Genomic DNA, 13249 nt, shown 5'->3' with positions numbered 1-13249 from the left:
ATGGCGCCGAGCCGGTTGCTGTTGGTCTCGTCGGGGCAGAACAGCCGGAAGCTGTCCGGGTTGCGCGAGTAGATGTCGCGCATCATCTCGCCGAGCTTGCGGGTCGACTCGGCGCGCAACGCGGCGGGTGTCTGGACCTCGATGCCGTAGTCGCGGAAGTCCGGGATGTCGAGGTCCTTGGTGAGCAGGCCGCCGTTGGCGTGCGGGGTGGCGCTCATCCGCAACTCGCCATCGGGGTTGATCGACCGGACCTGATCGACGGGGGCGCCGGTGGCGTCGAAGAGCTCTTCCGGCTTGTACGAGCGCAGCCACTTCTCCAGCTCACGCAGGTGGTCCTCGTTGCCTTTGACGCCGGACAGCGGGACCTGGTGTGAGCGCCACGTGCCGGTGACCGTGATGCCGTCGATCTTGTCGGGGCCGGTCCAGCCCTTCGGGGTGCGCATGACGATCAACGGCCAGTGTGGGCGTCTGCCATCCCAGCTACCATCGCGGGCCGCACCCTGAATGGCTTTGATCTTGCCCCACGCCTCGGCGAGGACCGCGGCGAACCGGTGGTGCATGCCGGGCAGGTCGTCGCCCTCCACTTCGAGGACCTCATAGCCGTGGCCCTCGAACAGCTTGCGTACCTCGGCCGGGTCCTTGCGGGCCAGCACGGTGGGGCCGGCGATCTTCGCGCCGTTGAGGTGCAGGATCGGCAGGACCGCGCCGTCGTGCTCCGGGTTGATGAACGAGATGCCCTTCCAGGACCCTTCGAGAGGGCCGGTCTCCGCTTCGCCGTCGCCGACCACCGCGATGGCCAGCAGGTCCGGGTTGTCCATCACCGCACCGAACGCGTGCACCAGCACGTAGCCGAGTTCGCCGCCCTCGTGGATGCTGCCGGGCGTGGTCACGCTGACGTGGCTGGGGATGCCGCCGGGGCTGGAGAACTGCCGGAACAACCGCAGCAGACCGCCCTCGTCCAGGCCGACCTTCGGGTACACCTCGGAGTAGGTGCCCTCCAGATAGCCGGCGGCGACCAGCGCCGGGCCACCGTGACCGGGACCTGCCAGGTAGATGGCCTGCTGACCGGTGTGCTTGATCAGCCGGGACATGTGGGCGTAGACGAACGACAGGCCCGGGCTGGTGCCCCAGTGGCCGAGCAGGCGCGGTTTGATGTGCTCGTTGCGCAGCGGCTCCCGCAGCAGCGGGTTGCCCTGCAGATAGATCTGGCCGATCGTCAGGTAGTTGTTGGCTCGCCACCAGGCGTCGAGGCCGGCGACCTCGGCATCGTCCGGAGCCGCGAGCTTCTGGACGAGCCCATGGAGCTCGAGTGGGGCGGTCCGATTCTCCGAAACGGCGGTCACAGAGAGTCCTCTCATTGCGATGTCACCTTGATCGAATGCTATTGAGGTACCCGGCGGCCCGCAGCCAAAGAACGATTACCCGCTGCCGGCCGCCGAGCTTGTGCGCAGGTCGTCGCAGCGGTGACGTATCCGGCCCGCTCGGGCGTGTCGTCCCCGGCCAGGGACTGCTTGCTCGCGGCGAGCCGCGGCTCGCCGCCGCGAACTGTCCCGACTGGCTCGTTGCAACGGAGCAATCGCCGGGCTTCAGCGCCAGCAGGGCTGTTGCAGAGCCGGATGCACGCCGGCAGAACCGCGGCGTGCATCCGGTCACCCGAAATCGGGGTGTCGCCCGGCGGTCACTACCGGTCGGTTTTGGCGACGGTGAGCAGGACGACGCTGTCGTGGACGGCTTCGAGGCTGTGCCGCCGGTCGGGAATGGTCAGCAGATCGCCGGTGGTGCCGCTTTGCTCCTCAGTGCCGGCGAGCAGCCGGACGTGGCCGTGCAGTACCTGCAGGGTGGCCTCGCCCGGGTTCTCGTGCTCGTCGAGGCGTTGACCGCCGGCCAGAGCTATCAGGGTCTGCCGCAGCGTGTTCGCGTGTCCGCCGTGCACGGTGTGGGCGCTGCGTCCGCTGGACGCCTGCCGGGCGATCGCCAGGTGCTGCTCGGCCAGCCCGGCCAGCGACGTCGACTCCATCATGCGAACCTTCCTTTCCCAGGGGTGCGGTGTGGTCCGGCCGGTCCGCGCGGGCGTGCCGGGCGGCCGTGCTCAACGGCCGTTGGATCGCCTGCCGGGAGCGGCGGGCCGGTCCCACCCCGGCCGGGTCGGCCGCAGACCGGGCCGCGGATCACGGTAGCGGTAGACGATGTACGGCCGCGTCAAGTAACCGATGGGGGCACTGAACGCGTGGACGAGACGGGTGAACGGCCAGAACGCGAACAGCGCGAACGCCGCGATCACGTGGATTTTGAAGCTGTTGGGGACGGCGGTCATCAGCTGCGCGTCGGGCTGGAAGTAGAACAGCGATCGCAGCCACGGCGAGACCGTCTCACGATAGTCGTAGCCGCCGCCGGCGATGTTCGCCTTCACGGTCGCCCACAGGCCCAGCACGATCACGCCGGCGAGGACGACGTACATGGCCTTGTCGTTCTTGGTCGTCGCGGCGAAGACCGGCCCGGTGAGCCGACGTCGGGCGATGAGCAGCGCCATGCCGATCAGGGTGCACAGTCCGGCGACGGTGCCGACGAACACGGCCATCAGGTGGTAGGCGTGTTCGGTGATCCCCACCGCCTCGGTCCACGACTTCGGAACGAGCAGGCCGCCGATATGCCCGATGAGCACGAACAGGACGCCGAAGTGGAACATCGGGCTTGCCCAGCGCAGCAGGGTCGTCTCGTACAGTTGGGAGGAGCGGGTGGTCCAGCCGAACTTGTCGTAGCGGTAGCGCCAGATCGTCCCGCCGATCAGAACCGCGATCGACAGGTACGGGTAGACCACCCAGAGCAGGATGTCGGTGGTGTTCATCTGCGTCCCCCGCTGATGGTGGAGAGTCCGTAGGGTTCGAGGCCGACCTGCTCGACCGGCGGTCCGGTGCGGGCCAGCCGGGCGGCCGCCGCCATCTCGTCAGGTGCCGGCGGTGGCAGCATCGCCCGGACCGCGTCGACAACGTGCCGGTACACCGAGTTGTCCCGTTGCAGGGACGCGGTGAGCAGGTCCAGACCGATCCGGTTGTCGCGCAGCAGCCGCCAGCCGCTGTCGTCCTCGGCAGCCAGATCCAGGACGGCGGGCAGGTAATCGGGTAGCTCTCCGTCGACGATCTCCAAGCCGGCGGCCTTGAACACGGCGGCGAAGTCGGCGAGGGCCTCACCGCGTTTGCGGGTGTCGCCGCACGTGTAGTAGGTCAGATGCAGGCAGCAGCGGCGCCGGAAGTCGAACAGATCCACGTACGCGGTGCGCAGCGCGCCGATCCCGGTGCCGATCCGGTGTCGTGCCACGACGGTGAGCGGTTCGGCGACCGCGGTGGGCAGCCCGGGCAGCGCGTCGCGGATCACCGGCAGAGCAGCGGTGACGGTGTCGTCGGGATAGCGCAGCAGCAGGGACGCGGCGCGGGCGGCGACCGGCCGCCAGCCAGGTGCGGCGGTCACGACTTGTTCTCCTGATCGCTGTCGGTCCGCCGGGGCGGAAACAACCCTTCGGGGCGGCCGTTGCCGTCCCAGTTGAGCAGGTTGACCCGGCGCGGCTCGTCACCGGCGTCGGTGAACCCGTCGGAGGTCTGCCGGCTGCGCAACATGTGGAACGTCTCCACCTGCACCGGTACCGGGGTGCCGGACGCCTCACCGAACGGCCCGGTCTGGTACATCCCCGGCCCACCCTCGTATTCCAGGGAACATTCGGTGCCGAGCTGCTCGAGGCGGTGGGCGTCCTCGGCGTGCGCAGCCGGGATGACATACCGCCGCTCGTACTTGGCGATGGCCAGCAGCCGGTACATGTCGTTCATCTCCTCGGGCGTCATGCCCACCGCGGCCGGGATGGAGTCGTCGGGCTTCTCGCCGAGGTTGATCCGGCGCTGGTAGGAACGCATCGCGGCGAGCCGGTTCAAGGTGGCGCGGACCGGCTCCGGATCACCGGCGGTGAACAGCCCGGCCAGGTAGTCGATCGGGATGCGCAGCGCGTCGACGGCACCGAACAGGTTGTGCGGGTCCTCGCCGTCGTGGCCGGTATCGCGCAGCACGTCCACGACCGGGGACAACGGCGGGATATACCAGACCATCGGCATGGTGCGGTACTCCGGGTGCAGCGGCAGCGCCACCTCGTACCGCATGATCAGATCCCAGACCGGGGACCGTTTCGCCGCGTCGATCCAGTCAGCCGGGATGCCGGCGCGTTCCGCCGCGGCAGCGACGGCCGGATCACTCGGGTCGAGGAAGACCGATCGCTGCGCGTCGTACAGGTCGTGCTCGTTCTTGACCGCGGCGGCCTTGGCGACCTTATCGGCGTCGTAGAGCATCAGACCGATGTAGCGCAGCCGGCCGACGCAGGTCTCCGAGCAGATGGTGGGCTGACCGATCTCGATGCGCGGGAAACAGAACGTGCACTTCTCGGCCTTGCCGGTGCGGTGGTTGAAATAGATCTTCTTGTACGGGCAGCCGGTCACGCACATCCGCCATCCCCGGCACCGGTCCTGGTCGACCAGGACGATGCCGTCCTCGGCCCGCTTGTAGATCGCCCCGGACGGACACGACGCCGCACAGGACGGGTTGAGGCAGTGTTCGCAGATGCGGGGCAGGAAGAACAGGAATGCCTTCTCGTAGTCCTGGCGTACCTGATCGGACACCTTCTGCAGGATCGGATCGGCGGCCAGCACCTCGTTGCCGCCGCCCAGCGAGTCGTCCCAGTTCGCCGACCAGGTGACCTTGGTGTCCTGGCCGGTCAGCAGGCTCTTCGGGCGGGCCACCGGGAAGTCGTCGCCGGCCGGAGCGGTCAGCAGGTGCTCGTAGTCGTAGGTCCACGGCTCGTAGTAGTCCTGCATCGACGGCATCTTCGGATTGGCGAAGATACTGAACAGCTTCTTGACCCGGCCGCCGGCGCGCGGCTTGAGCCGGCCGGTGGCGGTGCGGACCCAGCCGCCCTGCCACTTCTCCTGGTCCTGGTAGGTCCGTGGGTAGCCCTGCCCGGGCCGGGACTCCACGTTGTTGAACCAGACGTACTCCACGCCGGAGCGGTTCGTCCACGCCTGTTTGCAGGTGACCGAGCAGGTGTGGCAGCCGATGCACTTGTCGAGGTTCATCACCATCGCGATCTGGGCCATCACGCGCATGTCAGTACTCCACATCCTGCGAACGGCGGCGGATGACGGTGACCTCGTCACGCTGGTTACCGGTCGGGCCCAGGTAGTTGAACGCGAACGACAACTGGGCGTACCCGCCGATGATGTGCGTGGGTTTGACCAGCAACCGCGTCAGTGAGTTGTGGATGCCGCCCCGTCGGCCGTTGACCTCGGCCTTCGGCACATCGATGACCCGTTCCTGGGCGTGGTACATGTACACGGTGCCCTCGGGCATCTTGTGACTGACGATGGCCCGGCAGACCACCACACCGTTGCGGTTGACCGCCTCGATCCAGTCGTTGTCCCGAACCTTGATCTTCGCCGCGTCGGCCTCGCTCATCCACATGGTCGGCCCGCCCCGCGACAGTGTCAGCATGATCAGGTTGTCCTGGTACTCGGAGTGGATCGACCACTTCGAGTGCGGCGTCAGATACCGCACGGTGATCTCGAGTTCGCCGTTGCGGCCGAGTTGAGGCTCACCGAACAAGCGGTGCATGTTCAGCGGGGGCCGGAAGATCGGCAGCGTCTCGCCCGCCTCGTGCATCCAGTCGTGAGCGACGTAGAAGTGCTGCCGCCCGGTCAGGGTGTGCCAGGGTTTGAGCCGTTCGACGTTGATGGTGAAAGGGGAGTAGCGGCGACCGCCGGTCTCGCTGCCCGACCATTCCGGGCTGGTGATCACCGGAACCGGCCGAGACTGGCAGTCGGCGAAGGTGATCTGCTTGCCCTCGTGCTCGGCGGCCAGGTCGGCGAGCTTCACGCCGGTACGTTTCTCCACGTCGTGGAAGCCAGCGGTGGCGACCCGACCGTTGGTGGTGCCGGACAGCGCGAGGATCGCCTCGCAGGCATGGATGTCCGTGGCGAGCGACGGGCGGCCGTCGGCGACCCCGCCGCGGATGGCGCCGTTCTTGTGCCGCAGGTATTCGATCTCCGGTGTGACGTCGACCGAGTAGCCCTTCACGGTGGTGCCGAGCGTGTCGAGCAGCGGGCCGAGCGCGGCGAGTTTGTCGGCGACCGCGCCGTAGTCGCGTTCCACCACCACGATCTTCGGCATCGTCTTGCCGGGTACCGGGATCTCGCCGGTGGCCTGCCAGTCGGTGACCCGGCCGTGCGGGGTGGCCATAGCGTCCGGGGTGTCGTGCAGCAGCGGCGCGGCGACCAGGTCCTTGCGTACTCCCAGGTGGATTCTCGCCATGCCGGAGAAGGCCTTGGCGAGGCCGTGGAAGATGTCGAAGTCGGTACGGGTCTGCCACGGCGGGCTGATCGCCGGCGTGAACGCGTGGATGAACGGGTGCATGTCCGTGGTGTTCAGGTCATGCTTCTCGTACCAGGTGGCGGCCGGCAGCACCACGTCCGACAGCAACGTCGTCGAGGTCATCCGGAAGTCCAGGCTGACCATCATGTCGAGCTTGCCCTCCGGGGCCTCCTCGATCCACCGCACGTCCCTCGGCCGGTGCTCCGGCCCGGCCTCGCCGGCACGCAGGTTCGAACGGGTGCCGAGCAGGTGCTTCAGGAAGTACTCGTTGCCCTTCGCCGAGGAGCCGAGGATGTTGGCCCGCCACGCGGTGAACACCCGCGGCCAGTTCTTCTCGTCGTCCGGATCGGTGCAGGCGAACCCGAGCCGCTTGTCGTGCAGGGCCCGCGCGACGTAGGCGCCGGGGTCGTCGCCCGCCTCGTCGGCCAGGTCCAGGGGGTTGCGGTCGAAGGTCGGCATCGACGGCATCCAGCCGAGCCGCGCAGACTGGGCGAGCAGGTCCATCGTGTGCTTGCCGGCGAACAGCCCGTTCCCCGTCGGTGAGGACACCGTGTCGGCGGAGTACGTGTCGTAACGCCACTGGTCGGTATGGGTGTACCAGTACGCCGTGCCGATCATCTGCCGGGGCGGGCGGACCCAGTCGAGGGCGAACGCCAGTTGCTGCCAGCCGGTGACCGGCCGGCACTTCTCCTGGCCCACGTAGTGCGCCCAGCCGCCGCCGTTCACCCCCTGGCATCCGGTCAGCGTGACCAGCGCCAGAATGCCGCGGTACGTGGCGTCGCCGTGGAACCACTGGTTGACGCCCGCGCCGAGCAGGATCATCGACCGGCCGCCGGAGCGTTCCGCGTTGTCGGCGAACTCCCGGGCCACCCGGGCCACCTGCACAGCCGGAACTCCGGTGATCGGCTCCTGCCAGGCCGGCGTGTACGGCACCGTCGCGTCGTCGTAACCCGACGGCCACTGCCCTGGCAGCCTGTCGCGGGCCACCCCGTACTGGGCGAGCAGCAGGTCGAAGACCGTGGTCACCAGCTTGCCCCCGACCGACCGGGTCGGCACGCCGCGGCGCAGCACACCGGGCTCATCGGTGTCGAAGCGCGGCAGTTCCACCTCGATCGACGCCCCGGTCTCCAGACACGTCAGCGCCGGTTCCAGATCGCCGAGGTCGAGGTTCCACTCACCCGGCTCACCGTAACGGTGGCCGAGGCTGCCACGCGGCACCGCCGGGGCGCCGGTCACCGAGTCCCACAGCACCGTCTTGAACGCCGACGCTCCGCCGAGATCTTCCTCGGTGAGGAACCGGTCCGGCCGGTACGCACCGTCCGCCCCCGGTTCGAGCGTGATCAGGAACGGCAGGTCGGTGTACTGGCGCACGTAGTCGACGAACCGCGGGGTGCGCCGGTCGACGAAGAACTCCTTCAGGATCACGTGGCCCATCGCCATAGCGAGGGCCCCGTCGGTGCCGGGCTGGGCAGGCATCCACTCGTCGGCGAACTTCACGTTGTCGGCGAAGTCCGGGCTGATCACGATGACCTTCTGCCCCCGGTAACGGGCCTCGGCCATCCAGTGCGCGTCCGGGGTGCGCGTCACCGGCACGTTCGAGCCCCACATCATCAGGTACGAGGCGTCCCACCAGTCACCGGACTCCGGCACGTCGGTCTGGTCGCCGAACACCTGCGGCGACGCCACCGGCAGGTCGGCGTACCAGTCGTAGAACGACAGCATCGTGCCGCCGATCAGGCTCATGAACCGCGCACCGACCGCATGCGACACCATCGACATCGCCGGGATCGGCGAGAAACCGGCGATCCGGTCCGGCCCGTACTCCTTGATCGCGTGCACGTGCGCGGCCGCGACCATCTCCAGCGCCTCGTCCCAGGAGACCCGGACCAGACCGCCCTGACCGCGGGCCTGCTGATACGTGCGGCGCCGGATCGGGTCGGCCTGGATGTCCGACCACGCGGCCACCGGGTCACCGAGCCGCTTCTTCGCCTCTCGGTACATGTCGACCAAGACCCCGCGGGCGTACGGATAACGCACGCGTGTGGGGGAGTAGGTGTACCAGGAGAACGCCGCCCCACGCGGGCAGCCGCGCGGCTCGTACTCCGGCTTGTCCGGACCGGTGCTCGGATAGTCGGTCTGCTGCTGCTCCCAGGTGATGATGCCGTCGCGGACATACACCTTCCACGAACACGATCCGGTGCAGTTCACCCCGTGCGTCGACCGGACGACCTTGTCGTACGACCAGCGGTCCCGGTAGAAGGCGTCCGCCTCCCGGCCGCCGATCTGATACAGCGATCGCCGATCGGGAGAGACCTGAGCTCGCCGGAGTAGACCTCCGACTCTCAGTAGTGCCCGATCGGCCGCGCCTACGGTGTCCGTCACGCCTCACCCCCGGTTCTGATGACCTTGACGACCACATTCGTCCCGACCACTCATCCTCGCAACTCCAACACGGCTTTTCGCGCGAATGCCGACTACGCCATTCACCGCACGGGACAACCGTTCCAATGGTTGAGTGCAGACTGGGTAAGTGCAGCCCGGGAGCGGGCTACCTGCCGCGCCCAGCGGCGTTGACGTGCCCGGACGAGTCCGCATGTGTCCCAAAGATGCGGGTACGAAGTCCCTACTGCGCCAGGCTTGCGGTCAAGAAAGCTGATCTGGCAGGCACAAGTCGCCATGTCGCGGCCCGGGATGTGGGCGGCAGCGGCGTACCGGGGATCGCCAGCCGCTTCCCGACCACGACACATGGAGAGAACCCATGAGCACCTCCTCGGCCCGAACGGTACGAGACCAGGGCACCGGAAGTCCCGGGTTGATGCTGACGCTGGCCACGGTCGGCTTCGCGGTCAACTTCTGGGCCTGGGCGCTGCTCAGCCCTCTCGCGGTCCGGTTCACCGCAGCCCTCGATCTCACCTCGTTCCAGCAGGCGCTGCTGGTCGCGGTGCCGGTCGTGGTGGGCTCGGTCGGTCGGATCCCGGTCGGCGCGCTCACCGACAAGTTCGGCGGGCGGATCATGTTCCCGTTGGTGTCGCTCGCGACCATCATCCCGGTGCTCTACCTCGGCCTGTTCGGGCACGACTCGCTTGCCGCACTGCTGATCGGGGGGTTCTTCCTCGGCATCGGCGGCACCGCCTTCGCCGTCGGCGTCCCCTTTGTCAGCGCCTGGTTCCCGCCGCACCGGCGCGGCTTCGCCGTCGGTGTCTTCGGCGCCGGTATGGGTGGCACCGCGATCAGCGCGCTGACCACGGTCAAACTCGTCGACGCGGGTAGCACCAGCACCCCGTTTCTGATCACCGCCGGTGTTCTCGCCGCCTATGCGTTGCTTGCCTGGGCGCTGCTGCGCGACGCCCCGGACCGGCCGGTGCCGACCGCACCGCTGGCGCAACGGCTCGCCGCGACCCTACGGCTCAAGATCACCTGGCAGGCGTCGGCCCTGTACGCGGTCGCGTTCGGTGGCTATGTCGCGTTCTCCGTCTACCTGCCCGCCTACCTGAAGACCGCCTACGGGCTGACCCAGGCCGACGCCGCGAACCGGATGGCCGGCTTCGTGCTGCTCGCCGTGATCATGCGACCCTTCGGTGGCTGGCTGTCGGACAAGGTGGCACCGAGCCGGGTGCTGGCCGCAGCCCTCGGCGTGGTCATCGCCGGGGCGGTCGTGCAGGCCTTCACCCCCGGCCTGGCACCGGTCGGCACGATCGCGTTCCTGGCCATGGCGGCCGCTCTCGGTGCCGGCAGCGGCGCCACGTTCGCGCTGGTCGCCCAAGTCGCCCCGGCCAATCAGGTCGGCTCGGTCACCGGTGTCGTCGGTGCGGCCGGCGGCCTCGGCGGATTCGTGCCGCCACTGGTGATGGGTTCCATCTACGGCCAGTTCCAGTCCTATGCCCTCGGCCTCGCCCTGCTCGCCGTGGTCGCTCTCGCGGCATTGCTACTGGACGTGTTGTCGGTGGGCCGGGACAGCAGCCGAGGCGGGAAGATCGCTCATGTGTGAGTACTGCGGTTGCCAGGAGGTCACCGCCATCGGTGAACTCACCCGAGAACACGACGAGGTCGTCGGCCTGATGGCGCACGTGCGCGCCGCGCATACGGCCGGTGACGTGGCCGCGATGGCCGGACTGGCCCGGCTTATCAGCGACATCCTTCGGCCGCACACCGCGGTGGAGGAGCAAGGACTGTTCCCGCTGCTGGCGGCGGAGTTCCCCGATCAGGTGGCGGTCCTGTGTGCCGAACACCGTCATATCGAGGCCGTTCTCGGTGCGGCCGCCGTCACCGTCCCGACCGACCCCGACTGGCCGGACGCCCTGCTGGCGGTCCTGCAGGACCTGCGGGTGCACATCCTCAAGGAACAGGACGGTGTGTTCCCGGCCGCGTTGACCACTCTCGACGCGACCAGTTGGGACACCGTCGATGCCGTCCGCGCCCGCGAAGGCAGCGGACTGCTCGGCCGTCTGCAGCGCTAGCCGACCATCCTCAACGCCGGGTCAGCCGCCCGGGGTGTGGTCGGCTGACCCGGCGTTGACGGTGATCAGTCGGTGTCGGCCTGCCACAGGTCCGGGCCGAACACCTCGTACTGGATGTCGCGTACCGACACCCCGCGCTGCAGCAGGCTGGACCGGATCGCCTGCATGAAGGCGATCGGCCCGCACAGGTAGTAGACGGCGTTGTCCGGTAGGTCCATGCCGGTCAGTTCCATCGTGCCGGCATGGGTGCCGGTCAGGGGGAGCTCGCTGCCGGTGCCGTCCTCGTACCAGACGTGCAGCGCCGACTGGGGCAGGCGGGCGAGGTCGGCGGCGATCTGGCGGCGCAGCGGGAAGGAGACCTCGTTCGCGTCGGCGTGCAGCAGCGTCACCTTCAGCCGGGAGCGGGCCGCGACCAGATGCGAGATCATCCCCGCCATCGGGGTGACGCCGATCCCGGCGCTGACGAACACGACCGGCCGGCCGCCGTCGTCGAGGACGACGTCGCCGTACGGCACGCTCATGGTGAGCTCGTCGCCGACCTGAACTCGATCGTGCAGCAGATTCGACACCTCACCGTCGGGCTTTCCGCCGCCATGGACCCGTTTGACGGCGAAGTAGCGGTGCTCGCCGTCGTCGGCGCGGGTCAGGCTGAACTGGCGGGGCTGCCGCACACCATCCGGCATCAACACGTTGACGCTGATGTACTGGCCGGGCAGTGACGTCTTCACCGGCCGATCGTCGATACGCTGCATGACGAACAGGGTGACGTCGTCGGTCTCCGGAACCTTCTGGGCGACCCGCCACTGGCGCCACACCCGTTCGGCGGTCACCCCGCGGGCGCTGTAGAGGCCGCGTTCCTGGTGGATCAGGGCATAGGCCATCAGCCAGTACACCTCGTCCCAGGCGGCCGCGACGTCTGGGGTGACCGCGTCGCCGAGGACATCGCCGATGGCCCACATCAGGTTGTCGCGCACGATCTGGTACTGGTCCGGACTGATCCCCAACGACGCGTGTTTGTGCGCGATCCGGGTGAGTAGCCGCTCCGGTAACTGCTGCGGACTCTTGACCAGGGCGGTGGCGAACACCGCGACGGACCCCGCGAGAGCCTTCGGCTGACTGCCCTCGGCCTGATTTCCGCGGTTGAACACCCCGTCCTGTAATTGCGGATGTTCGGCGAACATGTGCGCATAGAACCGGTTCGCGATCTCGGCGATGTGTTCGCCGACGACTGGCAGCGTGGCCTCGACTATCGGCCGAGCCTTGTCCGACAGCACGATGTGACCTCCCGGGAAGTAGGTGAAGGCCACCGCCTGCAACATGCGGTCGTCAGGCGCCGGCCCGCTTGGTGGACGTACCCGCGCGTCGGCGGGCACGCCCGCCACACCGCGTCCGCGCGGGAGAAATCTCTTGATCGAGAGTAACCACGATCGGTTTCTCAGCGGGTGAATCGGTGAACGTGCGACGTTTCGGTGCCGGTACCTGGCCGGCCGACCGTTGCGGGGTCTTCCGCGATTCAGCCGGCCAGTGCGTGGTGGCCTTGAACGGTGATCTCACCGGTGCGGCGGCTGGCGTGATGTCGCACGTTGCGCGCCGGCGGGGGCCCAAGGGCCCGCTGCGGGGGTCTGCCGGTCCTGTCCGGCCGGGTCCGCCGGGTTCTAGCGTGAGAAACGACGAGGAGGCCTGTGATGCGAGTCTGGACAGTCGACGACGTGATGACCACGGCGGTCGTGACCGTGGGTGTGTCTGCTTCCTACCGTGAGGTCGTCGATCTGCTGATCGGACGGCGGATCAGCGCGGTACCGGTGGTGGACGACGACCTGCGGGTGGTCGGCGTCGTCTCCGAAGCGGACCTGCTCCGCAAGATCGAATACGCCGGCGATGAGAAGCCGCGACTGTTCGAGAGCCGGCGGCGGCGCCACGAGCGGGCGAAGTCGACGGTCGGAACCGCGGGCGATCTGATGAGTGCCCCGCCCGTGGTGGCCGGATCCGGTAAGTCGATCGCGGCCGCGGCCCGGCTGATGGACGCCGAACACGTCAAGCGGCTGCCGGTGATCGACGATCAGGGCCGTCTGCTCGGTATCGTCGCCCGCAGCGATCTGCTGAAGGCCCATCTGCGCCCCGACGACGAGATCCGTGACGACGTCGTCTCCGGCATGCTGACGTCCTACTTCGGCCACGGTGTCGACGACGTCGACGCCCAGGTGAGCGGTGGCGTCGTCACCCTCACCGGACGCGTCGACCGGGCGTCGACCGCGGACGCGGTCGATCACGTCACCCGGCAGGTGCCCGGCGTGGTGGCGGTCGTCAACGCGATCACCCGGGTGTGGGACGACCGTCAGACGACGACCGGCTACGGCATCGGCTGACGCCACCGAACCCCCGCACCGCCCGCC

Annotated in this window: 10 protein-coding genes; 3 read left to right on the top strand and 7 right to left on the bottom strand. The window is 68.5% G+C overall.

Features of this window, described 5'->3' with window-relative positions:
• From BC793_RS48185 to BC793_RS48160, 6 genes are all read right to left on the bottom strand, one after another.
• On the bottom strand, window positions 1–1358 hold a 1358-nt coding region (locus BC793_RS48185; protein WP_146246811.1), incomplete at its 3' end, for a phosphoketolase family protein.
• 323 nt (window positions 1359–1681) lie between these two features.
• The gene (locus BC793_RS48180) at window positions 1682–2020 is read right to left on the bottom strand and encodes a cupin domain-containing protein (RefSeq protein ID WP_239170763.1); all 339 of its coding nucleotides are present in this window, start codon (window positions 2018–2020) and stop codon (window positions 1682–1684) included.
• A gap of 69 nt (window positions 2021–2089) precedes the next feature.
• Window positions 2090–2845 carry a respiratory nitrate reductase subunit gamma gene (gene narI, locus BC793_RS48175; RefSeq protein WP_109603363.1) on the bottom strand — a complete coding sequence of 252 codons (756 nt, stop codon included), beginning with the start codon at window positions 2843–2845 and terminating at the stop codon, window positions 2090–2092.
• Entirely contained in the window at window positions 2842–3465 is a 624-nt protein-coding gene (gene narJ, locus BC793_RS48170) for a nitrate reductase molybdenum cofactor assembly chaperone (protein WP_109603362.1), read from the bottom strand. The genes narI and narJ overlap by 4 nt, the downstream gene beginning before the upstream one ends.
• Window positions 3462–5138, bottom strand: coding sequence for a nitrate reductase subunit beta (narH, locus tag BC793_RS48165; RefSeq protein WP_109603361.1), 1677 nt, complete (start codon window positions 5136–5138; stop codon window positions 3462–3464). The genes narJ and narH overlap by 4 nt, the downstream gene beginning before the upstream one ends.
• 1 nt (window position 5139) lies before the next feature.
• Entirely contained in the window at window positions 5140–8781 is a 3642-nt protein-coding gene (locus BC793_RS48160; protein WP_109603360.1) for a nitrate reductase subunit alpha, read from the bottom strand.
• A gap of 376 nt (window positions 8782–9157) precedes the next feature.
• Here BC793_RS48160 and BC793_RS48155 point away from each other — a divergent pair, with 376 nt between their 5' ends.
• Together BC793_RS48155 and BC793_RS48150 are read left to right on the top strand one after the other, a co-directional pair.
• Window positions 9158–10387 (top strand): MFS transporter, encoded by a 1230-nt coding sequence (locus BC793_RS48155; RefSeq protein ID WP_109603359.1) that lies wholly within the window; start codon window positions 9158–9160, stop codon window positions 10385–10387.
• Entirely contained in the window at window positions 10380–10856 is a 477-nt protein-coding gene (locus BC793_RS48150; protein ID WP_109603358.1) for a hemerythrin domain-containing protein, read from the top strand. Before BC793_RS48155 ends, BC793_RS48150 begins: the two co-directional genes overlap by 8 nt.
• A gap of 65 nt (window positions 10857–10921) precedes the next feature.
• Here the strand turns inward: BC793_RS48150 and BC793_RS48145 are convergent, their stop codons facing one another.
• Window positions 10922–12163 carry a globin domain-containing protein gene (locus tag BC793_RS48145; RefSeq protein ID WP_239170762.1) on the bottom strand — a complete coding sequence of 414 codons (1242 nt, stop codon included), beginning with the start codon at window positions 12161–12163 and terminating at the stop codon, window positions 10922–10924.
• Between the two features lie 378 nt (window positions 12164–12541).
• Here BC793_RS48145 and BC793_RS48140 point away from each other — a divergent pair, with 378 nt between their 5' ends.
• Window positions 12542–13222 (top strand): CBS domain-containing protein, encoded by a 681-nt coding sequence (locus BC793_RS48140; protein ID WP_109603357.1) that lies wholly within the window; start codon window positions 12542–12544, stop codon window positions 13220–13222.
• Window positions 13223–13249: the final 27 nt, after the last annotated feature.

Origin of the sequence: Actinoplanes xinjiangensis, from assembly GCF_003148685.1 — a bacterium.
In the GTDB taxonomy this organism is placed as follows: domain Bacteria; phylum Actinomycetota; class Actinomycetes; order Mycobacteriales; family Micromonosporaceae; genus Actinoplanes; species Actinoplanes xinjiangensis.
Note: the sequence above shows the minus strand (reverse complement) of the source record. Positions and strands in the feature narration are given on the sequence as shown.

Excerpts from the sequence above, each read along its gene's own strand:
- narI (WP_109603363.1), bottom strand. The coding sequence starts at position 2,845 with ATGAACACCACCGACATCCTGCTCTGGGTGGTCTACCCGTACCTGTCG.
- BC793_RS48155 (WP_109603359.1), top strand. The coding sequence starts at position 9,158 with ATGAGCACCTCCTCGGCCCGAACGGTACGAGACCAGGGCACCGGAAGT.
- BC793_RS48140 (WP_109603357.1), top strand. The coding sequence starts at position 12,542 with ATGCGAGTCTGGACAGTCGACGACGTGATGACCACGGCGGTCGTGACC.
- BC793_RS48180 (WP_239170763.1), bottom strand. The coding sequence starts at position 2,020 with ATGATGGAGTCGACGTCGCTGGCCGGGCTGGCCGAGCAGCACCTGGCG.
- BC793_RS48150 (WP_109603358.1), top strand. The coding sequence starts at position 10,380 with ATGTGTGAGTACTGCGGTTGCCAGGAGGTCACCGCCATCGGTGAACTC.
- narH (WP_109603361.1), bottom strand. The coding sequence starts at position 5,138 with ATGCGCGTGATGGCCCAGATCGCGATGGTGATGAACCTCGACAAGTGC.